A 25,215-nucleotide genomic window follows, 5' to 3' on the forward strand; every position below is an offset into this window, starting at 1 on the left:
GTAAGAAGCTCGATGGACCGAGTGCATACGCACCGTAATGACGACCCATCGACCACGTTCGTGGTCGCTACTCCCCTTCTCATGTTCATGACGAATATAACACGTTCAAGGTCACTTGACAATCATTTCACTTCAACAACGTGATGACGTCCTCAGACCGGAGCGCGGCCCGGTAAGATAATTCGTTGATTGCTTGCAAGACGGGAATTGACAAGTCTTGTCTAAGACCGCTGTCTTGCAGTTGGTCTTTCAGCGTTTCGAGTTCAAGCCTTTCCGCTTCAGAGCCGTGACGATAGCCTTCCCGCATCGACTCGTTCAACTCGTAAGCAGTTTGACAAAGCGTCGACGACTCTTGGAGCCAATCGTCTTCGTGGAACCCATGCCCGATCACATCGAACAGTTTGTTCAACTTCTCGTCACGGTCTTCTTCGACACCGTAGAACAGCAAATTCAACTCGATCTCAAATTCATCGATCAAACTCGTCGTCTGACTGAAAGGCTGAAGCGCGTGGAGCAGCTCATGATAGTACCAAGACTGATCACGAAGTGGCCGCTTGAATCGTCCCCACACCTGCTTTCCTTCACGCTCAATGTCGAGTCGGATCGAGCGCAGATTATGTAACTTGTCTGCCGCTAGAAGCGCGACTTCATCATACTGGAGAGTGTGCACTTTCTGAATCGTCATCCGCTTACGTTCTTCCCACGAGTGATGCTTCCCCGGTTCCGAAACGGCTTGGACTAACCGGGCGACTTCTCGTCCGAACTCCTGTTCAATCTCCTCGGCCGTCGTCAGCGTGTCTTCTAGTAAGTCATGGAGCAGTCCGGCCGCTACGACCGGAATCGGCTGCCGGTCTTCGACGAGCAACATCGAGACGGCGACCGGGTGGGTCACATACGGAATGTTCGTCCCTTTGCGAAACTGTCCGTCATGACGGACGGCCGCAAAGCGTAAAGCCTCTTCGATCAGCTGGTGCACGACGCTTCCCCCTTCAAATTTGTTTACTCACTCCTTCCTGTTATACCCATGACTAGGACTTATCACTCACATCCGCATTTAAAATATAGGGTAATGGTCCTACCGGCAGACTTCATCAAGACTCGTAAATCATTTTCTTTGTCATTCCACCATCGACGACGAGGTTATGTCCGTTCACGAAATCGTTCATCGGATCAATCAAGTACGTAACGGCACGGACGATATCTGTCGTCGTACCGACCCGGCCCGACGGATGTTGACGATGGTCGACGTCTCGCAACGGTTCGTCGGACGTATGGATCCAACCTGGGCTGATCGCGTTCACCGTGACCGGTCGAGACGCGAGCGAGACGGCCATCGAATTGGTCAATGCGACAATCCCGCCTTTTGACGCTCCGTACGCTTCCCAGTCCGGCTCGTTTTGGTGCGCGCGCGTCGAGGCGAGATTGATGATGCGTCCATACTCCGCCCCTTCATTTAGCGTCAAAAATGCTTTTGAACAAGCAAACGTCCCGACAAGGTTGACATCGATGACGTGTTTAAACGTCTCGACGTCCAACTCTTCGATCGGGGTCTCAAGTGACGACACGCCCCCATTATTGATGAGGATATGTGCGACACCGAAGTCTTGTCCAATCTTCTTGAAAGTGTTCGACACGTCCTCATGGTTGCCTAAATCCATCTGCATGAACGTCACATCACGAAGCAACGGATCCTCTCCGATGTCGAGTCCGATGACGTGATAAGACTCCGCAAAATGATGCGCGAGCGCGTAACCGATCCCTTGACTGACTCCTGTAATGATCATTGTCTGTTTCATCGTCTATCCCTCCTCGAAATCATTTACCCGGAATGTGCTTACTTAAGTCCTGCCGCACGCCAAAGCGTTTGATCGGACGTCGTCACGACCGTCGCTCCGGCCGCGAGTGCTTGCTCAACTTCGTCAAGCGACGAAATCAATCCGCCCGCGAACACAGGGATCCCCGTCCGTTCTTTGACGAGCCGAATGTATTTAGGGACGAGTCCCGGCAAGACCTCGATGTAATCAGGTTGCGTCCGATTGATTAACCGATAGCTTTTTTCGAGCGAGCTCGAATCGATCAAAAATAGGCGTTGCACGGTCTTGACTTGTTTTTGTTTCGCCTTTAGGATCACATTCCCTTTCGTCGAGATGATGCCGTACGGTTTATACGACTGACAAATATATTCGGTCGCGAACTCGTCGGCCTTCAATCCTTGGATCAAATCGAGATGGACGAAGACCTGCTTACCGTGCGTCTCAAGCAACCGAAAGACCGCATCGAGACGCGATATGTGGATCTCGAGCAAGACGCCGATGGCGAATTCACTTTCCAGAAAAATTTCTACATCCCGCATATCACGAAGCGCGGGCAAAATCGATTGGTCCTCAAACATTTGGCCGCCACACCCTTTCCATTTTCTTTCATTATTCGGACAAAGGCTTTATGAAATCAAGGTTTATGAATTCAATATAGCGGGAAAACGATTACAACTTGTGTGGAGGGGGACTCATCTAATGGTAAATGAAGTCGAGGTACGGATTGAAACACCGACACCGGAGCAACATCAACAGCTCAGGGTCAAGGCCGGAATGCCAAAGCGTTCAGACAAAGGAACGATTAAAGGACTGGCCAACACGCTATTCGGTGTGTGCCTATATAGAAACGATGAGATGGTCGGTATGGGTCGCGTCGTCGGGGACGGGGGGATGGTATTCCATCTGGCCGATATCGTCGTCGACCCGGATTGCCAAGGCCTTGGGCTCGGGAAGCTGATCATGGAACATTTGATGGACTGGATCTTGAAAGAAGCGGACGAGACGGCCATCATCAGCTTGATTGCCGACATCCCGGCCGACGGGCTGTACAAGCATTTCGGTTTTGACTATTCGCGGCCAGAATCGGTCGGCATGGAGTACCAGTGGAATCAAGACTAGTCGCTGTGGACGGCGACTCGTCACAAAGGGGTGACGTATGGAACTATTGAATATTATCGTTTTACTCGGTTTAGGACTGACCGTCATCTCTGTTCTTAGCCTCATCATCGAGCGACTCTTCTTCCCGAGTATATTGGCATTTATCGCGATCGGGGTCGCCGTCGGCTTCTTCTGGGATGGGAACGAAGTGTTCAAGGTCGCCGGTGAGATTGGGATCATCTTATTGTTTTTCTTGCTCGGACTGAAGTTCCCGTTAACAGAGCTCGTCAAGCGAATGAAACAAGTTTGGAAAGCAGGCGTTTTAGACATCGTGCTCGCGTTCGGTGTCACGATCGGTATCGCTTTGCTGTTCGGGCTCGATTTTCCACAGGCTTTCTTGATCGGGGCCGTCCTTTATGCGACGAGCTCATCGATTTCTGCCAAACTGCTCGAGCGAAATTCGGACAAGCACGAAGATATTAAAGAATTCGTGCTCGCCTTGCTCATCTTTGAAGACATCTTCGCGCCGCTCATCTTGACCGTCGCTCCGTTCATCATTCAAGACGAACCGATTGCTTTCTCTGACATCGGCAAAGTGTTCGTCGGTTTCCTCGTGTTCGGGGTATTATTGTTTGTCGGATCACGCTTCGTCACGAAACAACCGAAGATCGCGAAGCACCTGCTACGTCAGGACGATGCGAGCATCGGCTTGATCGGCTTGATCTTATTCTTCGCGGGCATCGGCATGATATTCGGGTTATCGGAGATACTCGGAGCGTTCATCGCCGGGATCATGTTGGCCGGGATTCACGACGTCAGACCGTTGAAACGTCTGACCGTGCCGGTCCGTGATTTGTTCTTGCCAATCTTTTTCATCTCATTTGGAATCTCGATCAACCTCGAGCAAGGAGTGATCATCAATACGCTCTTCTTCGTCTTGATCGTCTGGGGCGTGCTGTCGAAGTGGATCGTCGGCCGTGTCGGCGGCAGGCTGTACGGATTGACGCGGGTTCAAGCGAACGAGGCCGGTTTCTCGCTCGCACCTCGAGGCGAGTTCTCGATTCTTTTCACCGCCCTCTCGAACGGTGCCATCAACTTGTTCGTCGGGTTATACATTTTCGTTTCCGCCATCGTGGGCATCGTCTTGTTCCGCTTCTCTGAAAGTTTAGCGGCGAAGACGGAGCAGACGCTCAAAAGAGTCTTGCCCGAGGAAACTGATAGAAAACCTGACCAAACCGATAAAGGAGACTGAAAACTCATGGTTGAAGTTGCATTTGTATGTATTCATAACTCATGCCGTTCTCAAATGGCAGAGGCGATCGGACGCGATATGCTCGGAGATATCGCCCGCGTCCACTCAGCCGGCACGGAAGATTATCCGGAAGTAAAGCCGCTCGCGCTCGAGGCCGTCAGGGAGATCGGTCTTGATCCGTCGGGTCAACACCCGAAACGGCTTGACGAGATTCCGGACCGGCTCGACTATTTGATCACGATGGGTTGCGGGGTCGAGTGTCCGTACGTACCGACGACATATCGGGACGACTGGGGGCTCGACGACCCTTCCGGTCAGCCGATCGAAGCGTTCCGGGAGACGCGTTCGCAAATCATCACGAAGATGAAGCAGTTGCGCGAACAGATTTTGAACGACCATCCTGAACTCCAAAAATAACGGGCCCTCTTAGGAGGACCCGTTTTTTAGTCGCCATCAAACCGACGACGCTTTGTTCGACTGTTTCCGTTTCCGCCGCTTCCGCCACACGACGAAAGCGATGATCGCGATGACGAGAAGCGCGTACATCACGTATGAATACACGTCGAGATAGCCTAAGATCGATTCCCAGTTCTCCCCGACCCGAATTCCAATATAAATCAGAATCGAATTCCAGATCACCGTTCCGGCTGTGCTCAACAGCAAAAATTTAAGGAACGGCATGTTCGACATACCGGCCGGCAGCGAGATCAAACTCCGAACGACCGGCATGAGCCGACCAAAAAAGACCATCCAGCCGCCATAGCGGTCAAACCACGCGTCCGCTTTTCGGACGTCATCGATATCGAGCCGGATCCACTTCCCGTGCCGCTTCGTCCACCGCTCAATCTGTTCGACGTCTAAATATAATCCGATGCCATACAACAAGACCGCTCCTAAGATGGCGCCCACTGTCGCCGCCAAGACGACGACCCAGACGATCAAATTTGTTTTGACCGCAAAGAACCCACCGAACAGCAAGACGACTTCTGACGGGATCGGCGGGAACACGTTCTCGATAAAGATCATGAACGCGATGCCGAAATAACCGTACTGTTCAATGATACTGATCATCCAATCTCGCATAAATCCATCAACCTCCAATATGACGTATTATACCCGTCAATGAACATCGACAACCGTTCTGACGTGCTAAAATGAATCGATAACGAAAAGGAGATGAAAGCAACATGGAAGAGACGTCACGCTGCCCTTGGTGCGGCACAGACCCGGACTACGTTCGATATCATGACGAGGAGTGGGGCCAACCGGTCCACGATGACAAGAAACATTTCGAATGTTTGACGCTCGAGAGCGCGCAGGCAGGACTCAGCTGGATCACCATCTTACGGAAGCGTGAGAACTATCGACGCGCGTATGCCGATTTCGATGTCACGCGTGTCGCAGACTATACCGATGTCGACATCGAACGGCTACTGTCAAACGATGGAATCGTCCGCAATCGCCGCAAGATTGAAGCGTCGATCAACAACGCCAAACGGTTTCTCGAGATCCAGAACGAGTTCGGTACATTCGATGCGTACATCTGGTCGTTCGTCGACGGAAGGGTCATCAACAACGACTGGACGTCGGTCGAAGAGGTTCCGGCGACGACGGAGCTATCGCATCGTTTAAGCACAGACTTGAAACGACGTGGTTTTAAATTTCTCGGTCCGACGACCGTTTACGCCCATCTGCAAGCGACCGGTCTCGTCAACGACCATCTGATCAACTGCCCCGCCAAATGATTTTTTGTTATTTTAGTCAATGATGAAAAATAAACGTGCAGCCGATTCAATTTTGTGACAAAATCTTGTCAAGGTATAAGATATAGATTTTGAAAACGTTTTCACAACTGAATGAGGGGGCTGTTACATGAACGGAATTTTAGTTTCCATCACGATTTACATGGTGCTCATGATCGTACTCGGCGTCGTCGCCTATCGCCGTACAGAGAGCATCGGCGACTATATGCTCGGAGGAAGAGGGCTCGGTCCAGGCGTAGCCGCCTTGTCGGCCGGGGCATCTGACATGAGCGGTTGGCTACTGATGGGCTTGCCGGGCGCCATGTTCGCGACCGGTCTCTCGAGTGGGTGGATCGTCATCGGGTTGACGATCGGCGCCTACTTGAACTGGCTCCTCGTCGCCCCGCGTTTACGCACGTATTCGTATTTGTCAGAAGATGCGATCACGATTCCAGACTTCTTCGAAAAGCGGTTCAAAGATTCTCGGGGCACGCTGCGGACGTTCTCAGCCGCCGTCACCTTGATTTTCTTCACACTGTACGCGACGAGCGGATTCGTGGCCGGCGGCCGGTTGTTCAACGCCGTCTTCGGCATCGAATTTGTGACAGGCGTCTTGATTTTAGCGTCGATCATCATCCTGTATACGTTCATCGGCGGGTTCCTCGCTGTCAGTTGGACGGACTTCGTCCAAGGACTGATCATGTTGTTCGCGCTCATTTTCGTTCCGGCGATCGCGATCACGGCGACTGATGGCGTCTCGAACGCGCTCCAAACGATCGGTGATATCGATTCGGCGCTGCTCGATCCGTGGACGGGCCAATCGTTCATCGGGATCGTGTCTCTATTCGCCTGGGGGCTCGGTTACTTCGGACAACCACATATCATCGTCCGCTTTATGGCCATCGAAAAATTACAAGATATTAAGACCGCCCGCCGGATCGGCATCTCGTGGATGCTCTTCACCGTCGTCGGGGCGATGGCGACCGGATTGATCGGTCTCGCCTACTACACGCAGCAAGGACTTGAGATCGACAATCCAGAAAATATTTTCATCAATCTATCAGACCTATTATTCATCGACTTGATCACGGGCGTGTTACTCGCGGCACTGCTTGCCGCCATCATGTCGACCATCTCGTCGCAGTTGCTCGTCTCGTCTAGTGCGGCGACGACCGATTTCTATCAGAAGTTTTTCCGCAAACAGGCAGGTGACCGTGAACTCGTCATGGTCGGCCGGATCACCGTCATTCTCGTCTCGGTCATCTCGATTTGGCTCGCCTTCGGTGCTGATGATACGATCTTGAACCTCGTCGGCTACGCTTGGGCCGGTTTTGGTTCCTCGTTCGGCCCGCTCATCTTGTTCAGCTTGTTTTGGAAGCGGACGACGCGCCAAGGCGCACTCGCGGGCATGTTGACGGGTGCATTTATCGTCATCGTCTGGAAGAACTTCGCCAGCGACTGGTTCGGGACCGTCGGTGAACTGTATGAGATGATTCCAGCGTTCTTCTTGTCGGCGCTTGCCATCTATGTCGTCAGTTTGATGACACCGCCACCAAGCACGACAATCACGAACGAGTTTGAACAGATGGAGCACATATTGAAAAAAGAAGGCATCTGAACCGCACAAAGTACCGGGATCCACTACCCCGGTACTTTTTTGTCTGTCGTGACAAAAGGAGATTTAGCGCTTTTGCCGAACTCCTCTATATACACGTTCGATTTTAAACGAAAGGAAGTGACCACTCACTTGAAACGAGTGATCTTGCTAAAACAACCTGCCCTGTTTTTGTCCCTCCTTTTCCTGTTCGGCTGCACCTCAGCCGATGTCGAAACTACGCAACCCGAGCAAACTGAGAATCCGCCGGTCGAGACGGAACAACCGATCGATACCGTGCCCGAAGAACCGGAACCGGTCGTGACGACGACGTCCATTTACGCGATCGGCGATATTTTATTGCACGACTCCGTCTACAACGCCGCCAAGAGCGGTGACGGCTATGACTTCACCCCTGCGTTTGAAAAAGTTGCGCCCGCTTTGGCCGAAGCCGACATTACCGTTGCCAACCAAGAGAGCATGATCGGCGGCAGTGACATCGGGTTGTCGAGTTACCCTGCCTTCAATAGCCCCTACGAGATCGGTGATGCGTTGCAAGAAGCAGGCATCGACCTCGTGACGACAGCGAACAATCACACGCTCGACCGCGGCGTGAAAGCGATTGAGAATTCAATCGCCTACTGGAACTCGATCGATATGCCGTATACCGGTTCGTTCTTATCCGAAGCAGATAAAGCCAACGTCCGGACGCTGACCGCGAACGACATCTCGTTTGCGTTCCTCGCCTACACGTATGGGACGAACGGTGTCGTACCGAAGCAGCCGTATCACGTCAATTACATTGACGTCGAAGCGATGAAACGAGATATCGAGGCGGCCGAACAAACCGCCGAGCTGACCGTCGTCGCACTCCACTTCGGGAATGAGTACGAGCCGCTCCCGAACGAAACGCAAGAAACACTCGTCCAACAACTGTCCGATCTTGGTGTCGATATCATCATCGGCCATCATCCGCACGTCCTGCAGCCGACGGCCTGGGTCGACGGCGCTGCAGGCAATCGAACGTTCGTCGCCTACTCACTCGGAAACTTCTTGTCTGGCCAGCAAGGCGATGAGCGGAATACGGGCGGCATCGTCGGTATCGACATCGTCAAGACAACCATCGACGGCGAATCGACGTTTGAGCTCACGAACCCGATGTTCTATCCGACGTTCACACGGCAATCGAGCGCGGGCCATTTCGAGGTCGTCCCTCTCCAGTCCGCCAAACCTGAGCTATTCAACGAGACGAGCGAGCATATGAAACAATGGATGCCAGAACTCGAGATCATTCAGTGACGAACCACTTTTCATAAGTGGTTCTTTTTTTTTTTTAGGAAAACCATTGCTTTCCATCCCAGCATCCTTTAATGTAAGTTGTATATTTATAAAAACAGATGAATAATTATGTATAAGGGGTGCAACGAAATGAAACAAAAACTCGTATTAGCTTATTCAGGTGGATTGGATACTTCGGTCGCCATCAAATGGTTGAACGAACAAGGGTATGACGTCATCGCTTGTTGTTTGAACGTCGGGGAAGGCAAAAATTTGGAGCATATCCAACAGAAAGCGCTCAAGGTCGGCGCCGTCAAATCAGTCGTCATCGATGCCGTTGATGAGTTCGTCAATGACTTCGCCCGTTACTCGATGCAGGCTCACACGATGTACGAAGGTGTCTATCCGCTCGTCTCCGCCTTATCACGGCCGCTCATCTCGAAAAAGCTAGTCGAGGTCGCACAAGCCGAAGGAGCCGTCGCTGTCGCTCACGGCTGTACCGGCAAAGGCAACGATCAAGTCCGGTTCGAAGTATCGATCCACGCGCTCGACCCGTCGCTCGAAATCATCGCACCGGTCCGGGAATGGAAATGGTCGCGGGAGGAAGAAATCGCCTACGCCGCCAAACACGATATCCCGATTCCGATCGTGCAAGCAGAACCGTTCTCGATCGACCAAAATATTTGGGGTCGTGCCGTCGAGTGTGGCATCCTCGAAGACCCGTGGGCCGCTCCGCCAGCAAGCGCCTATGAATTGACGGCGCCGCTCGAGGATACGCCGCATGAACCAACGTACGTCGAGATCGAATTCAAACAAGGCGTCCCGGTCGCCCTCGATGGGAAACCAGCGACGTTCACGTCGATCCTTGAACAATTGAACATCGCCGCCGGCGCCCACGGAATCGGCAAGATCGATCATATCGAGAACCGGGTCGTCGGTATCAAGTCGCGTGAAGTGTATGAGGCACCCGGGGCGATGACGTTGATCACGGCACACCACGCGCTCGAGGCGTTGACGCTCGTTCGTGAAGTCGCCCATTTCAAGCCGATCGTCGAACAAAAATTGACCGAGACGATCTATAATGGCCTGTGGTATTCACCGCTCACGAAAGCACTCCTCGCCTTCATCGATGAGACACAACAGACGGTGACCGGAACGGTGCGGATGAAACTGTTCAAAGGTCAAGCCATCGTCGACGGACGGAAGTCGCCGATCTCGCTCTATGATGAACAACTTGCCACGTACACGTCAGCCGATACGTTCGACCAACAGGCTGCCGTCGGCTTCATCAAACTTTGGGGCCTACCGACAAAAGTCCAGGCCGAAGTGTTAGCCGAGAAAGGATTGATGCCCCATGAGTAAACTATGGGGGGGACGGTTCGAGCAGACAGCGAGCGAATGGGTCGACGAGTTCGGTGCCTCGATCCATTTCGACGCCCAGCTCGTGCTAGAAGATATCGAAGGGAGCATCGCCCATGTGACGATGCTCGGAGACCAGCACATTTTAACCGCTGACGAGTCCGAACAGATCATCGGCGGTCTGAACACCCTCGCTGAGAAAGCGCAAGCCGGCGAGCTGTCGTTCAGCGTGTTCCATGAAGACATCCACATGAACCTCGAGTCGTTACTTCGCGAGGAAATCGGTCCGGTCGCCGGGAAGATGCATACGGCACGCAGTCGAAACGACCAAGTTGCGACCGACATGCACCTGTATTTGAAGCGTCGCGTCGGTGAGACGATCGAAGGCATTGAAGCACTACAGACGGCGCTCTATAACCATGCGGCAAACAACGTCGAGACGATCATGCCGGGCTACACGCACTTGCAACGGGCGCAACCGGTCTCGCTCGCCCACCATTTGCTCGCTTATTTTTGGATGCTCGACCGTGACAAGGAACGCTTCAGTGACAGTTTGAAACGGATCGATATGAGTCCGCTCGGTGCCGGCGCGCTCGCCGGGACGACGTTCCCGATCGACCGCCATCGGTCGGCCGAGCTGCTCGGTTTCAGCCGGGTCTATCCGAACAGCCTCGACGCCGTCAGCGACCGTGACTTCATCTTAGAATATTTGTCGAACGCGTCACTCCTGATGATGCACTTGTCCCGGTTTTGCGAGGAACTGATTTTGTGGAGCAGCGAAGAATTCAAATTCATCACGATCTCAGACGTGTTCTCGACCGGTTCGAGCATGATGCCGCAAAAGAAAAATCCGGACATGGCCGAGCTCGTCCGCGGCAAATCGGGTCGTGTCATCGGTAACCTGATGGGTCTACTCACGATCATGAAAGGTCTGCCGCTCGCTTACAACAAGGACTTGCAAGAAGATAAGGAAGGTATGTTCGACACGGTCAAGACACTTCAAGGTAGTTTGAGCATCATGACCGGCATGATTCAAGACATGACGTTCCACGCTGACACGATGAAACAAGCGACCGAGCGCGACTTCTCGAACGCGACCGAGCTCGCCGATTACTTGACCGCGAAAGGACTGCCGTTCCGCGAGGCCCACGAAGTGACGGGTACGCTCGTCCGCTACTGTATCGAGCAGCGCCTCTACTTGTCAGAGCTTCCTTTAGAGACGTATCAAACTCACTCCACTTTGATCGGGACTGACGTCTACGAGGCACTCTCACCGGTCACGGCCGTCAAACGCCGGAATAGCTACGGCGGGACCGGCTTCGATGCGGTACGGACGCAACTTACGGAAGCGGCCACAAAACTTCATCAACCAACGAGTTGACACGAAAGCACCTGGCCAATCATGACCAGGTGCTCATTTTATGCTTGCCAACGTAAATCACTAGATGTTAACCTATATATAGTCAACGTTAACAGAAATGAGGTTTACATATGAAGATTCATGATTTGACACAAGTTGCCATCGGTGCCGCATTGCTGGCTAGTATCGGTTCTGTCGCCATCCCGATCGGACCCGTCCCGATCACGCTGCAAATGCTCGGCATCATGACGATCGGCGCCATTCTCGGTGCCAAAAAAGGCGGACTCGCCGTCGTCGTCTATCTACTTCTCGGAATGATCGGTCTCCCGGTGCTCAGCGGTTCCGGCGGCTTGGCTCCGTTCGTCGGCCCGACGGTCGGTTATTTGATCGCGTTCCCAATCGCCGCTTACTTGATCGGGTGGTTGTCGGAGCGATATCGCTCTTTCCCCGCCCTCGTTGCCTGCAACTTGTTGATTGGTCTCGGTTTCGTCTATCTCGTCGGCAGCCTTGGCCTCCAAGCCGTATTCGGTCTATCGTTTATCGATGCGCTTAAAGTGAACATCCCGTTCATCTTCGGCGACGTCATTAAAGCGGTGCTCGCCGCAGCCATCGCCGTCAAAGTCTCGGCAAATTCGCAAGTCCGACGTTTACTTGCTTCGTGAGTGTTCAAACGTTTCGCCTTCTTCCTTATGTGGAACTTATATAGTATGGAAGGGGGGTGTCCTTATGAGCGATTCAACGTTTAAAAAACGCTTGATGAAAGCGACCCATCTCCATCGCTCCACAAAAGGACCAAAGCGCGGCAAAGATGAATCGCGTGATGAGAAACGCGACACAGAGGCGTTCGAACGACGACTCCGTGAAGCGAAGAGCAAAGTCGGCGAAATCCAAGAAAACATTGATCATATTTCTAGACGCTAAAAACCCCGTCCACGGACGGGGTTTTGTTGTCATTTCTTTCGTCGCGGCCGGATGAACAGTGCGACGATGAACGAAAGCGCCAGGACGACGAGCAGTCCGAGCGAGATGTCATTGAAGCCGAGCAAGTTAAGGGCGACGCTGATGGCGACGGCGACGTAAAATCCGCCGAGCGCTTTCTTGACGAGCTGCGAACTGAACCGTTGTAACTGCTTAGCCCCGATCGGCGAACCGATCATCGCACCGGCAATAAGCGCCAAACCGTGCCAATAGTTCGTATCAGCACCGGCGACCGCGTAATTGATCACGCCCGAGACGACGATGAGGAACGCCGCGGCGATACTCGTCCCGACAGCCCGTTTCATCTCGGTGTTGAGCAGCTTGACTTGGAGCGGGGTCAATACGAACCCGCCGCTGACGCCCATGAGTGACGAGATGAATCCGCCGAACAGACCGATAAAACCGAGTCGTGGCACCGATTCCGATCCGATACTTCCCTCCTCATGTTGCTTCGAACGGAAAAACGAGACGGCGAAGTATGTGAGTAGCGCGATGTAGGCGAGCGAGATGACGGGCTTCGCACCGTCGAGCGTCTCTAAGTAAAAGACGAGCGGCGTCGCTACCCACGTCCCGACGACCCCGAACGCCCCGATCAAGAGGGCGTGTTTTGGATTGACGTTTTTCAGTTTGAGATGTGAAATCGTCCCGGCCGTCGTCGACCCGAGCGTCAGCATCAAGCTGAGCGCGATGGCCGCACTCGCTTCATATCCGAAGACGAGTAAGAGCGGCGTGAGTAAGATACCGCCCCCGATGCCGAAGAATCCGCTCAAAATCCCGATGAGCGTTCCGAGCAGTAAAAATGATAGTAACGCAGTGACATCCATATAGAACCCTTCTTTCATTCATTCTCGTTAGCAATCATATCAAAAAGGAGCGCAAGATGCGCCCCCACTCATAACGACCGCTCTAAAAAGTCGAACAGTTTTTGACGGTACTCCGTCTGGAATGATTCGTGTGACGCCACGTGTCCGTCATTGTCGGTCACCCAGAGCTCGATCCCGTCATTTTTCTCCACCAACTGCTCACTTTCAGACACTGGGATGGCGTCGTCGCCTTTCCCGTGAATGAGCAGGATCGGGGCCTCAATTTGAGCGACATCGTCAATCGGCTTCACGATATCCGCGTCAAGGCCAGTGAACCACGGCGTCACGGTCATGATGACCGGTGTGAACGGGAAGTTCGGCAAATCGCTCCATATCGGCAGATTCGTCTCGAGATAACCGCGAAGATCGCTAAACGGACTGTCGGCGATGACGGCCGCGACATCCATCTCATCGGCTGTCGCGAGTGCCGTCGCCGCTCCCATCGATACGCCGTATAGGACGATCGGTCCATCCGTCCGCTCATTCGCAAAATCGATGGCCGCCATCAGGTCCGTCTGTTCTTTCGCCCCGACCGTCACGCGGTCTCCTTCCGAGATGCCCGAGCCACGAAAATCAAACGTCAAAAACTGGTAGCCTTGCTCATGGAACTCAGGGATGAGTTCTTTCAGCGGCAAGTCGGACTGCTCGCGGTTTTTCCCATAACCATGGGCGAAGACGATTGTCGCCCGTGGCGTCGGATGAGGGATCCACCAGCCGTACAGGTCGCTGTCGTCCTCTGCCTGGATCGTCACGTTCTCATATTTGATGCCGAGCGCCTTTGGCGTGAACGTCAGCGTCTCCCGCACCGGCGACGTCAATTGGTCGCCGATATGGGCCGAGATGCCGACGACGGCCAACATGGCGACGATCACCACGACACTTACCGCAATTCCTATATATTTTCCCCATCGACTCATCGCCCGACTCTCCTTCATCTTCAAAATATTGCCCAATCGTTTCATCGGAGCCAGCTCCGTAACGCGATCAAGGCGTGTTGCACCGGCTCCCATGTCGACGCCGGGATCAAGTAACACGTTGCTTCATGGATCACGAACGTCTTGACGTCCGCCCGCTTGACGATGTTCTCCCCGATGGCACCGAACGGGTCGCTGTTGACGTCCGTATGTTCGAACGTCTTCCACACCCGCTCGCCATTCTCGTATAAGGCGCAACCGAACTGCTTCACCGGTCCGTCGATCCCATATTCGGCATAATGCCATAACGTCGTCGCATCGAGCGGCGACCCGAGATGGAGGATACGAGCGTCTCGTTCAATCATTTTTTCGATCGGTGACCCTGGTCCGAATCCGATATCGGTCGTGTGATTCGCGACCAGTTGCTCGGCGTCACGACCCCAGGCCGCGACCGACCACATCGGATGCTCGCTCCGGTGTACGTCCGGATACGTCCGGAACAGCTCGGGGACGCGGCCCATGCCGCGAGTCGCCGTTTTCCGTTGATCAAAAGCAGGCATCTCGGCTCGGATTTCGTCCCACCACTCGCTTGGGACGGGCGGCGCCTCCCATTCGGCCGGGTCGGAGTTGTCCCCACTTTGAGTCGCCATCATGATGAGCCCGGTCGGCCCGACGACGTCTTGTAACGCTTCGATCACCGCCTCCGGTCCGCCGCAAACCCACCCGAGCTTGGATAACGAGCTGTGCACGAATAATGATTCCCCCGACTTGATGCCGCTCTCGCGCAACCGGGCGACCAAACTTGATCTTGTTTCCATATGTTTCATCGGTTTCACTCCACAACGAGCTGGATCGTCGACCCGCTTCTTGATTTTTTCACTTCGATCCGCGCATCGACGCGGTCTTTCAACTCTTGGACGTGGCTGATGACACCGACGAGACGTCCGCTCGACTGCAGCGACATCAACAGTTCGATCGCCTGGTCGAGCGATTCGGCGTCGAGCGTCCCGAATCCTTCGTCGATGAGCATCGTCTCGAGACTGACACCGCCGCTCAGTTGCTGGACGACCTCGGCCAACCCGAGCGCGAGGGCGAGCGAGGCTTTGAACCCTTCCCCGCCCGACAAGTTTTGGACGCGCCGGGATTGTCCCGTATAAGCGTCAAAGACCAATAATTCGAGTCCAGATTTTGCGTTCCCTTTCGCCGTCTCGACTTTTCGCTCGAGTTGGAACTGCCCACTCGTCATCAGATCAAGATGAATGTTGGCCGCATGTAAAATCTGATCGAAGAACGCCGTCTGCACATACGTCTCGAACGTCAGTTTCTGTGGGTTCAAACCACGACCCGTGTCGGCGATCAGTTTGACCGTCTCGAGATTACGTTGCTCGTCTGCGGTCTGGTCTCGAAGCCGGTCCCATTCCGAAATGACATGGCGATGGCGCTTCAATTGGCTGTCCGCTGTGACGAGTTGTTCCGCCAATGCGTCGAGACTTGCCTGCGCTGTCGTCAATCGGTCGTTTAACAGAACGAGATCCGGTTTGATCGCATCACCGATCTTGTCGGTCAATGCGTTGAAGCCATGTTCGAGGCGGATCCCGTCTGCCTGTTCTTCCGCGAGTTGTTCTTGCAGCGACGACAACGTGTCGATCTGTTCGACGTGTGTCAAAAAGACGTCACGGCTCAATTCGTTTTTCGCTAGCGACTCCTCGAGCTCGGTCTCGGTCTGGTCAAAACGTTTCTGCTCGAGGTCGAGCCGTTCGTTCAGAAGCCGCAAACGTTCTGCTTCGGTCCACTTCAAGCGTGTCACGTCTTCGAGTTCGCGTTCATACTGCGCGATAACTTGCTGCAGTCGTTCGAGCCGCGTCGATTGCGCGTCACGTTCGGCTTGCAGTTGTTGCAGCGAGGCCGCGTCCGGTTGCCGCATCGCTTGCAGCCGTTCTTGGACGGCTTGCAACCGCTCGAGCAATTGCTGCCGTCGCTCCGTCAGTTCGCGTTTCTCTTTCTCTAATCGTTTTAGTTCTGTCATGACCGTGCGGTACGTGCGTTCCGCTTGAGCACGCGCCCGCTCTTCATCTCGAAGCGAACGGATGAGTCGCTCTTGCAGAGCGGTCGCCTCTTGAACCGACCCGGACAAGTCGAGTGCCTGTCTTGACGATTCGAGTTCGCCTCGGACTTCTTCGGCCTGTTGCTTCAACGCCCGGTAGTCCGCTCTCGCCTCGTGCAAGGCCGCCTCATATTGTTTCAGCGCCTCCGTCGCGGCGACGAGCTCGCCTTGGTCACTCGTCACCTCGTGCGACGCGACCGTCCCATGGGTCCGCGATCCACATACGGGACAAGGCTCACCGTCGACGAGCGTCGCACTGAGCTTCTGTGCCCATAACGCCTGCTCTTCATGCATGAATTGCTCGACGATATCCGACTGGGCCTTGTGACGCCGTTGTGCTTCCTTGCCGTTGCGCTCGCACGATGCGAGCCGCTCCGTTACAGCTTGAAATCTTGCCTCGAGTTGCGCGTGTGCCGTGAGCCGGTCATACTTCCGTTCAGCTTCGACGAGACGGTTCGGTGTCGTTTCCTGTGCGAGCTCTGCTGACAACACCTCTTCCTGCCGTCTCAGTTCGGTTAAACGAGAATCGTCCTTGAAGACGGCGAGTTGGTCGGTCAAGCGTTTCAACTCGTCTCGCTCTGTCACGGCGGTCTGCCATTCGTCCACGAACGGAAGCATGTCATCGATGGCTTTCAGACGGGCGGTGATCGTCTCGACTTCTTGCTTCGAAGTCGCGATGCGCTCCGTCTTGGCGTGGAGCTCGTCTAGTTTGCTCGCGTATTGTGTCAACCGTGTTTGAACACCGTCGATGTCATGATTTAGCCGTTCGATATCTTGTCGATTCGCCAAGTAGCGATCGTATAACGGCCGGACACGGCTTGATGCCTCCAACCGTTCAATCAATCGGCGGCGCTCCACCCGGTCAGCTTCACCCGATTTGTAGCGTTCAAGGGCGCGTGCCTGCTCGTCACGTTCGACGAACAAACGGACGAGCGCGTTCGCCTGTTCGAGTTCGCTCCGTATCGCATCGACCCGTTTCGATTGTACGTCCCGTTCGCCTCGTAACGACTCGGTCGCCGTCAGCAGACGCTCTTCTCTGGCCTCGAGCCAGTCCTGAATCTCCGGCAAGTTACGCTCGGCGACGGTTTCGATGTCATCGTCTTCAAGTTCGAGCAGCTTCAAGCGTGTCGTCTCTGTCGCCCACTCAACTTGTTTCCGGTACTTGCCATACCGCTCGACCCAATTCTCTTGAAACGCTCGATACGCCTCGGTCTTAAAGATCGACTGGAGGATCTGTTGTTTCTTCATCGAATCCGAGTCGAGTAGTTGGCGGAACTGGTTTTGCGGGAGCAGCAGGATTTGGCTGAACTGCTCATAATCAAGTTGCAGCAACGATTCGATCTGCTGCTCGACATCCCCGACTTTCGTCGCCAGCGGTTTCCAGCTGTCCGCCCATTCATAGAGGACGGCCTCATGCGGGATCGGTGTCTTATTTTTCGGGTGCGGTTGTTGGGGCTGGCGGACGATCCGGTAGCGCTCGTCTCGAATCGTGAATGAGAAATCGATCTCCGTCTTTCGTTCCGGTTCGGCGTATTGGCTTCTAAAATCGCTGGCGTTCCGGAGGGCACCGCTCGCCCGTCCATACAAGGCGAACGTCATCGCGTCAAAAATCGTCGTCTTGCCGGCGCCGGTTCGTCCACTGATGACGAACATCGAGCGCCCTTCAAGCTGTGTGAAGTCGATCTGTTCCGTCTCGGCGTAAGGACCGAATGCGGTGATCGTCAATCGTTCAGGTCTCATATCGGTCCATCTCCTTCCACGAATCGTCGTACCGTCTCATCGGCGTCTCGGCCATGGACAGCTTTATAGAACTCCATATAGACGTCCTCGATTGACTGCCGTTCGAGCGTCTCACGCTCGAAGCGGGACGTCTCGTCTTGCCGGCGCAACAGTTCAAGCTCGAGATGCAAAATGTTCGGATAGACGGTCCGCAGTTTCGCCATCGGGTCGAATAACGCAGACTCGTCGGTCAAGACGATTTTCAAGTAATCATCCGTTTTCTCGTCTTGATAGAACACCGGATCGAGTAGTTCATTCAACGTGCCCGTCAAGATGCGCAAGTCGCGTCTTGCTTGAAGCGGACGACGGCGGCGCGTCCATCCTCCGTCCCATTCGATGACGTCGACCGATTTCACGTGGTTCGCCTCAGAGAATGAATATTTCATGAGCGAACCGCTGTAGGCGATCTTATCATCGCGGAGCGCGTCACGGTTATGGAGATGGCCGAGCGCCGTATAACCGAACGGTTCGTATAGTCCTTTGGCGACTTGTCCGGCCGTACCGACCGACAGTTGCCGCTCAGAGTCGGTCTCGAGACCGCCGGCGACGAAGCTGTGGCCGATCCCGACCGCTCGGGCATCGATGGAACCGAACGATTCGACGACGGACGTGAGCGCGTCGTGATGGGTCCGGATCGTCTCGTCTTGCAGCGTGTAGCGGATCCGGGCCGGTTCTAAAAACGGCATCAAGTAAAACGGGATGCCCGCGACGATGATCGGTCCCGCACCCGGCTCATACTTCCCGACGATATGGAGCCCGACTTTCGTCAACAGCTTCGAACTATATTGGAGCCGTTCGGCCGAATCGTGGTTGCCGGCGATCGCGAGCACGGGGATGTTCCGCTCGAGCACGAGCGCTTTCCACATCTCATCGAGCAAATCGACTGCTTCAACCGGGGGAACGGACCGGTCGTACAAGTCCCCGGCGACGATGATCGCGTCCGGTTGTTCCTCGTCGACAATCTGTAGAAACGATTCAAATAAAATGATGCGTTGATCTTCTGTCATGTGGCGGCCGTGGACGATTTTTCCTAAATGCCAATCGGCCGTATGTATCCATTTCATTCGTCCTCACCTCTATTTCTATTCTAGCATTTTTCACCGTAACGATTCGACGTCTTGACACTTGTTTTCGAAACAGCGAAAGTTAATAGGAAAGGGGGACGTTCGATGGAGTCCACAACTACTTGGCAAGCTTTCCTTCGCTTGTTCCGAGTCGCAAAACCGCCGAAACAATTGTTTATCGGTGCCGTATTGATTTCTTTAGTCCAAGCGATGGCGGCCCTCGCCATCCCGCTCATTTTGCAACGTGTCGTCGACAATTGGAGCGAGGCCGTGCTCGACGCCCGGCTCGTCGCCATTTTTGTCGTCGCTTTTCTCGTCCAAGTCGTCTCGAGCGCCATTTCCATCTATTGGCTACATATCGTCGGACAACGCGTCGTCGCCAATCTCCGGACGACGTTATGGGAGCACCTCGTCGCGTTGCCGATCCCGTTCTATGACGGTGTCAAATCGGGGGACCTCGTCTCACGCCTGAACAGCGATACGACGACGCTGCAACAGCTGTTGTCGGAACAGAGCGTCCGGCTGCTCACTTCGTTCGTATCGGTCATCGGGGCCGTCGGTATCTTGTTCACGCTCGACTGGCAGATGACGCTCGTCATCTTGTTCTCGGTCCCGACGACGCTCGTGATCGTCATCCCACTCGGCCGCAAACTTCGAACGATCGCCAAGAAGACGCAACACGAGCTCGGCGGGTTGTCTGGATTTTTCGCCGAGCTGCTCGGTGAGATCCGGCTCGTCAAATCACAGGCGACCGAACGTGAGGAAGTCGCCGAAGGGAGCCGGCGGATTGAACGCTTGTTCGATTACGGTGTGAAAGAAGGACGGATTCAAGCGATCTTGATCCCGCTCTTGAACGTCACACTGACGGCGATGCTGATCGCCATCCTCGGTTTCGGGGCGTACCGTGTCTCGACCGGGGCGTTATCGACCGGGGCGCTGCTCGCTTTCATGCTCTACTTGTTCCAAATCATCACCCCGCTCATTACGATGACAGAATTTATCACGCGCCTGCAAAAGGCTCGCGGCGCGACCGAGCGCATCTCTGAGCTGCTCGCGGTCGAACCGGAACGTTACGCCGCTGCCACGGAACACATCCAACAGTCGACACTGACGTTCGAGGACGTCACGTTCCGCTATGATGAGCAACCAGTCATCGATGCCATCTCGATGACCGTGCCGTTCGGGGCGACGACCGCGATCGTCGGACGGAGCGGCGCCGGCAAGACGACGCTGTTCGCGCTCGTTGAACAGTTTTACGTTCCATCGTCGGGTCGTATCCTTTATGGCGACCGCGACATCGATTCGTACGGCCGCGACAATTGGCGGCAAGTCATCGGTTATGTCGCCCAAGACTCACCCGTCCTCTCGGGAACGGTCCGCCAAAACATCTTGTACGGCCTGAAGCGTGACGCGACCGAGACCGAGATTAAAAGCGCATGTGAGATGGCGAACGCTTGGTCGTTCATCGATACGATGCCGAACGGGCTCGAGACCGAGATCGGTGAACGCGGTGTCCGTTTATCGGGTGGCCAACGGCAACGGCTCGCCATCGCCCGGGCGCTGCTCCGTGACCCCCAAATCTTGTTGCTCGATGAAGCGACGTCGAGCCTTGATTCAGAGTCCGAGCGTGTCGTCCAAGAGGCGCTCGACCGGCTCATGCGAGGACGGACGACGCTCGTCATCGCCCACCGCCTCTCGACCGTCCAACACGCCGATCAAATTATCGTCCTCGAGAACGGCGGCATTAGCGGACTCGGTACGCACAAGACGCTGCTTCAAGACAACGAATTATATGAACGGCTCGTTAAACAGCAACTACTAGGAGGAAATCAACCATGAAGACAATCGGATTTATCGGACTCGGCGTCATGGGTCAATCGATGGTCAGAAACTTAATGAAGGCAGGCTATACCGTCCAAGCGTACACGCGGACGAAAGACAAGGCCGCCGACCTGCTCGCGGAAGGTGTGACGTGGTGTGACTCCATCGAAGCGGCGTGTCAAAACGCCGATGCGGTCATCACGATCGTCGGCTATCCGTCAGACGTCGAAAGCATCTATTTCGGTAAAGGGATGATTCTCGACTCCGCCGAACCCGGCACACTCGTCATCGACATGACGACGTCGTCACCGAAGCTCGCCGAACGAATCGCTGAAGCCGCAATCGACCGCAGCCTGCTCCCGCTCGACGCCCCGGTCACGGGCGGCGATGTCGGCGCCAAGAACGGGACGCTATCGATTCTCGTCGGCGGTGGCGAATTCGCGTTCACGAAAGCAATGCCGCTGTTTGAAGCGATGGGGCAAGCGATCGAACGGATGGGATACGCCGGGAGCGGCCAGTACGCCAAACTCGCCAACCAGATCGCGATCGCCGGCATCATGATGGGCAACGCCGAACTGCTCGCCTTCACGAAGCGTGCCGGGCTCGACCCCGATCAATTGCGCCAGACGATCCGTGGCGGCGCGGCCGGCAGTTGGACGCTCGAAAACCTGGTACCTCGCATGATTGTCGAAGATTATTCCCCAGGCTTCTTCATCAAACACTTCATCAAGGACATGGCGCTCGCCCTCGAGAGCGCGAAAGAGTTAGGCGTCAAACTGCCGAGCCTCGAGCTCGCATACCGACTCTATTCGATTTTAGAAGAGAACGGATACGGTGAGAACGGGACGCAGGCGCTCATCGAATACTATATGAATCAAGACGTTTGAATCGACGCTGTTGTGGAATTAGTAGTACAGAAGGGAGCGATCATGATGCCTTGGAATATGAAAGATTATCCGGAATCACTGAAAAACTTCGACCCGCTCGTCAAAAAGAAAGCGATCGATATCGCCAATGCCCTCATAGCTCAAGGGTATTCCGATCAAAAAGCGATACCGATCGCGACAGAACAGGCTAAAAAGTGGCATGAACATGCGACGAATGAAGAGAGACAAGACTTTAAGGACGCGCCCGATCCACAGAAGTCAGATCGGCACGGATCATAAAAAAACCACGGTCGGCTGAGATTCAGCCGGCCGTGGTTTCGTTTGCTTGTTTTTCTGCTTTGATTTCGAGGTAGAGGCCGCCGAGCGCCGTATGAAGATACGGCTGGACGAAGATATAGGCGATCCCGCCTGTCATGAGCACGAGCACGTACCAGCCGATAAAACTTGCATAGAGTCTAAGCATGACTTGCTTCTTGCCGTGCATGAGGCGTCGGCTCTCACGCATCGCTGCGAACGCCGACAGTTCAGGTTGATCGCGAAGGATGAACGGGACCATTCGATACGTCAAGTAAAACCAAACGCCCGGGACGATCAAGAAGAGCATGAGCACGTTCAGTCCAAGATAGAACACGGCGTAATACGTGACGGCACGGACGTAGTCTTTAACGGACCCGAACGACTCGAGCAAAAGACCGAACCTTGGTTTTTCCGCTTTGGCGATGTCGAGGAAGATCCAGTTTCGTCCCATCTCGAGCGGGGCGAGCAAGACGGTCGCACCGTACAAGAGACCGATCGAGACGAGCATGACGGACGGGTCCGTCGATGACAAATCGAGTTGCGTCGTGATCATCGCTTGAACGAGCATCGTCGAGAGCACGGCAAGGAGTGAGATCCCCCAGTTTCCGGACAACATCCGGAGCGCAAATTGTTTATAGACTGCTGATTGCATGACGTCACCTTCATTATCGTTTTTTTCATTATAGCAAAAAAACAGTCATCCGACTGTTTTTAGCGTTTCATTTGCTCGAACAGGTTTTGAAATTTCGCCTCGTCGAGTCTCCCGTCCGTCCGAACGCCGTTGCCGACATGGACGAAAGGAACATCGAGCCGGGCGACGAGTTGAGCGACGTTGTCCGCCGTGATCCCGGCTCCAGGCAGTATCGTCATCGTCGCCGCGTCCCGCATCGCTTCGAGACGTTCGATCCCTTCAACGGCCGTCACCGCTCCCCCGGACGTCAAAATTTGATCGACTTCCGGAAATCCGTTCAACACGTCCAGCGCTTGAATGAGATCAGCCGCCTCGTCGATCGCCCGGTGGAACGTGAGCGCCATGTCACCTTTATGCTTGATGACCTCGCCGAGCAGCCGTTCATCGATTCGTCCGTCTTCCGTCAATGCACCGAAGACGATCCCGTCGGCCCCGAGCTCACGGCATAGCCCGACATCCGCCAAAATCGTCTCACTATCATCTTGGCTGTAGACGAACGAGTCGGTATGCGGCCGGATCATGACGTGGACAGGGATCGTGACGTGCTCCAATACGTTCCGGATCGTCCCGAAGCTCGGGGTCGTCCCACCGGCACGCATATCGGCAATCAGTTCGAGCCGATTCGCCCCGTATCGTGCCGCTACTTTCGCTTCGTTTAACGTCGTGACGATGACTTCGATCATAAATGACTCCTCCTTTAGTTATGGAGCGAAACGCCATTCGACCTCGTGTTCGGCCAACGCCCGTTTCCAATCGGTCGGTTCTGGAAAATCTGAGATGATCGTCGTCACCGTCGAGAAGTCGGAGACACGATATCGTTTCTGTTGATTGAACTGAGTGTGGTCGGCGAGCAGATAACACATGCGGCTCTGCGTCATGACGGCTTGCGTCACAGTCGACAGCCCATGGGCGTCACACGTCAGTCCGAGCGTCGCGTCGACTCCTTCGACAGACAAGATCGCCATATCGAACACGTACGCTTTCAGTTGTTGAAGCACTTGTTCGCCGACGGTAACGAGATGTTTCGGGTCGATCGTACCTCCGAGCAATTGAATATCGCCCGTGAACACACCTTTGGCCCGCTGCTCGAATAGCGCTTTCGCGACCATGAGTGAAGGCGTGACGACCGTCAAGTTTCGCCCGCGGAGCCTTGACGCGACTTGCTCGGGGGCGACACCATGCCCGATGTAGAGTAGCATGTCGTCTTCGACAAGTTGAAACGCCGTATAGGCGATGCGACGAATCCCGTCCATGTTCGAAATCGTCATCGGCTGGAACGAGACGCTTTGATGCAAGACGGCCCCCCCGTATACCCGTTTGATGCGATGTTCTTTCTCAAGCTCTTCTAAGTAGCGGCGAATCGACTCCCCCGAGACGTTCAACCGTTCGATCAGTTCACTCGTCTTCACTTTACCTTCCCGCTCGATCCACTCGACAATCTTTTGTTTACGTTCTTCTCCAATTAACGACACAAGCCTGCCTCCTCCGCAAAAATCGCTTCCTCTCCCATTTTAGCGAACGGATGTAAATTTAACGTAAACTGAAAGTAAAGAACGGGCAAATCCAACACTTTTTTCATTCTTTTTAGCAAAAATCCACGGAAATCCACAACAATTGGTAGGTCGTTCGAAATCGTTTCGGCGCAAACGACAAAAACCGAACGGAACTTGATAGACAGGTCCCGTTCGGCAACATCTTTATTTTTTCTTTTGGAACAGCGGCACTTTCGGTTCGGTGCCCGCGCGGATCCGTTGCCAGTTCGTACGGTGCTTGATGATGATGAACAAGGCGAGCGGCACGATGACGATGAGCGGCAACCAATCTCTCGTGACGACGCTATACGTCACGACCGTCACGAGTCCGACGGCTGACGCCGCCATCGACGAGAGCGACACCATCTTCGAGATGAGGAGCGAAACGATAAACGTCCCGACGACGACGAAGAAGAACCACGGGAACGCCGCGAGTAAGATCCCGGCGCTCGTCGCGACCGATTTTCCGCCTTTGAACTTGGCGAAGATCGGGTACGAGTGGCCGATGATGGCGGGAATCCCTGCGAGCAAGAGACTCATGTCGCTCCCGAACAGGAGCGGCAACAGCGCCGCGACCAACCCTTTTCCCATATCTCCTAACAATACGAGCGTCCCCGCTTTTTTTCCGAGCACGCGGAACGTGTTTGTCGTCCCTAAGTTCCCGCTCCCATGCTCCCGCACATCGACTCGATAACCGAGCTTTCCGACGATGAGCGCAAATGGGATCGAGCCGAGCAAATAGCTGACGATGATGATCATCACTTCTGTCATGTAAGGCATCGCAATTC

The 25,215-nt window shown here is 54.5% G+C and carries 26 protein-coding genes; 13 read left to right on the forward strand and 13 right to left on the reverse strand.

Annotation, left to right across the window (positions count from 1 at the left end; genetic code table 11):
* Nucleotides 1-127 precede the first annotated feature (127 nt).
* The 3 genes from KNP77_RS07535 to KNP77_RS07545 form a co-directional block, all read right to left on the reverse strand.
* Nucleotides 128-976, reverse strand: a complete 849-nt coding sequence (locus tag KNP77_RS07535; protein ID WP_131463588.1) for an HD domain-containing protein — start codon at nt 974-976, stop codon at nt 128-130.
* A 115-nt stretch (nt 977-1,091) separates the two neighbouring features.
* The gene (locus KNP77_RS07540; protein WP_214889847.1) at nt 1,092-1,796 is read right to left on the reverse strand and encodes an SDR family NAD(P)-dependent oxidoreductase; all 705 of its coding nucleotides are present in this window, start codon (nt 1,794-1,796) and stop codon (nt 1,092-1,094) included.
* A 38-nt stretch (nt 1,797-1,834) separates the two neighbouring features.
* On the reverse strand, nt 1,835-2,392 hold the full coding sequence (locus KNP77_RS07545; RefSeq protein WP_214889851.1) for a glycerol-3-phosphate responsive antiterminator: 558 nt from the start codon (nt 2,390-2,392) through the stop codon (nt 1,835-1,837).
* 121 nt (nt 2,393-2,513) lie between these two features.
* Here KNP77_RS07545 and KNP77_RS07550 point away from each other — a divergent pair, with 121 nt between their 5' ends.
* From KNP77_RS07550 to KNP77_RS07560, 3 genes are read left to right on the forward strand one after another with little or no spacing between them, the layout of a single operon-like run.
* On the forward strand, nt 2,514-2,933 hold the full coding sequence (locus KNP77_RS07550) for a GNAT family N-acetyltransferase (RefSeq protein ID WP_070327182.1): 420 nt from the start codon (nt 2,514-2,516) through the stop codon (nt 2,931-2,933).
* A 37-nt stretch (nt 2,934-2,970) separates the two neighbouring features.
* Entirely contained in the window at nt 2,971-4,164 is a 1,194-nt protein-coding gene (locus tag KNP77_RS07555) for a cation:proton antiporter (RefSeq protein WP_071397604.1), read from the forward strand.
* A gap of 6 nt (nt 4,165-4,170) precedes the next feature.
* Nucleotides 4,171-4,581, forward strand: a complete 411-nt coding sequence (locus KNP77_RS07560) for an arsenate reductase ArsC (RefSeq protein WP_214889854.1) — start codon at nt 4,171-4,173, stop codon at nt 4,579-4,581.
* 36 nt (nt 4,582-4,617) lie between these two features.
* Here the strand turns inward: KNP77_RS07560 and KNP77_RS07565 are convergent, their stop codons facing one another.
* Complete coding sequence (locus KNP77_RS07565; RefSeq protein WP_214889857.1) at nt 4,618-5,247, reverse strand: DedA family protein; 630 nt, start codon at nt 5,245-5,247, stop codon at nt 4,618-4,620.
* 104 nt (nt 5,248-5,351) lie between these two features.
* Between KNP77_RS07565 and KNP77_RS07570 the strand changes: the two genes are divergently transcribed.
* The 7 genes from KNP77_RS07570 (at nt 5,352) to KNP77_RS07600 (ending at nt 12,418) form a co-directional block, all read left to right on the forward strand.
* A complete protein-coding gene (locus KNP77_RS07570) occupies nt 5,352-5,909 on the forward strand; it encodes a DNA-3-methyladenine glycosylase I (protein WP_214889860.1) in 558 nt (185 codons plus the stop codon).
* A 127-nt stretch (nt 5,910-6,036) separates the two neighbouring features.
* Nucleotides 6,037-7,524 (forward strand): sodium/proline symporter PutP, encoded by a 1,488-nt coding sequence (putP, locus tag KNP77_RS07575; protein WP_214889862.1) that lies wholly within the window; start codon nt 6,037-6,039, stop codon nt 7,522-7,524.
* A 138-nt stretch (nt 7,525-7,662) separates the two neighbouring features.
* Nucleotides 7,663-8,799 (forward strand): CapA family protein, encoded by a 1,137-nt coding sequence (locus tag KNP77_RS07580; protein ID WP_353048817.1) that lies wholly within the window; start codon nt 7,663-7,665, stop codon nt 8,797-8,799.
* 129 nt (nt 8,800-8,928) lie between these two features.
* Nucleotides 8,929-10,140, forward strand: a complete 1,212-nt coding sequence (locus KNP77_RS07585; RefSeq protein ID WP_070327175.1) for an argininosuccinate synthase — start codon at nt 8,929-8,931, stop codon at nt 10,138-10,140.
* On the forward strand, nt 10,133-11,518 hold the full coding sequence (gene argH, locus KNP77_RS07590) for an argininosuccinate lyase (RefSeq protein ID WP_070327174.1): 1,386 nt from the start codon (nt 10,133-10,135) through the stop codon (nt 11,516-11,518). The genes KNP77_RS07585 and argH overlap by 8 nt, the downstream gene beginning before the upstream one ends.
* A 110-nt stretch (nt 11,519-11,628) precedes the next feature.
* Nucleotides 11,629-12,159 (forward strand): biotin transporter BioY, encoded by a 531-nt coding sequence (locus tag KNP77_RS07595; protein WP_214889866.1) that lies wholly within the window; start codon nt 11,629-11,631, stop codon nt 12,157-12,159.
* Between the two features lie 64 nt (nt 12,160-12,223).
* Complete coding sequence (locus tag KNP77_RS07600; protein ID WP_016510851.1) at nt 12,224-12,418, forward strand: hypothetical protein; 195 nt, start codon at nt 12,224-12,226, stop codon at nt 12,416-12,418.
* A gap of 29 nt (nt 12,419-12,447) precedes the next feature.
* On the opposite strand, the gene KNP77_RS07605 is transcribed toward KNP77_RS07600, so the two are convergent.
* The 5 genes from KNP77_RS07605 to KNP77_RS07625 form a co-directional block, all read right to left on the reverse strand.
* The gene (locus KNP77_RS07605) at nt 12,448-13,299 is read right to left on the reverse strand and encodes a sulfite exporter TauE/SafE family protein (protein ID WP_214889868.1); all 852 of its coding nucleotides are present in this window, start codon (nt 13,297-13,299) and stop codon (nt 12,448-12,450) included.
* A gap of 68 nt (nt 13,300-13,367) precedes the next feature.
* Nucleotides 13,368-14,255 carry an alpha/beta hydrolase gene (locus KNP77_RS07610; RefSeq protein WP_131463607.1) on the reverse strand — a complete coding sequence of 296 codons (888 nt, stop codon included), beginning with the start codon at nt 14,253-14,255 and terminating at the stop codon, nt 13,368-13,370.
* 41 nt (nt 14,256-14,296) lie between these two features.
* Nucleotides 14,297-15,079, reverse strand: coding sequence for an AAC(3) family N-acetyltransferase (locus KNP77_RS07615; protein ID WP_201738342.1), 783 nt, complete (start codon nt 15,077-15,079; stop codon nt 14,297-14,299).
* Between the two features lie 5 nt (nt 15,080-15,084).
* The gene (locus KNP77_RS07620; protein ID WP_214889870.1) at nt 15,085-18,096 is read right to left on the reverse strand and encodes an AAA family ATPase; all 3,012 of its coding nucleotides are present in this window, start codon (nt 18,094-18,096) and stop codon (nt 15,085-15,087) included.
* Nucleotides 18,093-19,199 carry an exonuclease SbcCD subunit D gene (locus tag KNP77_RS07625; RefSeq protein WP_214889872.1) on the reverse strand — a complete coding sequence of 369 codons (1,107 nt, stop codon included), beginning with the start codon at nt 19,197-19,199 and terminating at the stop codon, nt 18,093-18,095. Before KNP77_RS07625 ends, KNP77_RS07620 begins: the two co-directional genes overlap by 4 nt.
* 105 nt (nt 19,200-19,304) lie before the next feature.
* Here KNP77_RS07625 and KNP77_RS07630 point away from each other — a divergent pair, with 105 nt between their 5' ends.
* From KNP77_RS07630 to KNP77_RS07640, 3 genes are read left to right on the forward strand one after another with little or no spacing between them, the layout of a single operon-like run.
* Nucleotides 19,305-21,038, forward strand: coding sequence for an ABC transporter ATP-binding protein (locus tag KNP77_RS07630; protein ID WP_214889875.1), 1,734 nt, complete (start codon nt 19,305-19,307; stop codon nt 21,036-21,038).
* Nucleotides 21,035-21,907: an NAD(P)-dependent oxidoreductase gene (locus KNP77_RS07635; protein WP_214889877.1), complete on the forward strand. Its 873-nt coding sequence runs from the start codon at nt 21,035-21,037 to the stop codon at nt 21,905-21,907. Before KNP77_RS07630 ends, KNP77_RS07635 begins: the two co-directional genes overlap by 4 nt.
* Nucleotides 21,908-21,964: 57 nt before the next feature.
* Complete coding sequence (locus KNP77_RS07640) at nt 21,965-22,186, forward strand: DUF2188 domain-containing protein (RefSeq protein WP_370250775.1); 222 nt, start codon at nt 21,965-21,967, stop codon at nt 22,184-22,186.
* A 22-nt stretch (nt 22,187-22,208) separates the two neighbouring features.
* On the opposite strand, the gene KNP77_RS07645 is transcribed toward KNP77_RS07640, so the two are convergent.
* From KNP77_RS07645 to plsY, 4 genes are all read right to left on the reverse strand, one after another.
* Entirely contained in the window at nt 22,209-22,856 is a 648-nt protein-coding gene (locus tag KNP77_RS07645; RefSeq protein WP_214889890.1) for a DUF975 family protein, read from the reverse strand.
* 59 nt (nt 22,857-22,915) lie between these two features.
* A complete protein-coding gene (locus KNP77_RS07650; RefSeq protein WP_214889894.1) occupies nt 22,916-23,578 on the reverse strand; it encodes a copper homeostasis protein CutC in 663 nt (220 codons plus the stop codon).
* Nucleotides 23,579-23,596: 18 nt separating this feature from the next.
* Complete coding sequence (locus KNP77_RS07655) at nt 23,597-24,367, reverse strand: DeoR/GlpR family DNA-binding transcription regulator (protein ID WP_070327161.1); 771 nt, start codon at nt 24,365-24,367, stop codon at nt 23,597-23,599.
* 225 nt (nt 24,368-24,592) lie between these two features.
* Nucleotides 24,593-25,207, reverse strand: coding sequence for a glycerol-3-phosphate 1-O-acyltransferase PlsY (gene plsY / locus KNP77_RS07660; RefSeq protein WP_483297950.1), 615 nt, complete (start codon nt 25,205-25,207; stop codon nt 24,593-24,595).
* Between the last annotated feature and the right edge of the window lie 8 nt (nt 25,208-25,215).

Source organism: Exiguobacterium sp. s142, from assembly GCF_018618455.1.
Taxonomy (GTDB): Bacteria; Bacillota; Bacilli; order Exiguobacteriales; family Exiguobacteriaceae; genus Exiguobacterium; species Exiguobacterium aurantiacum_A.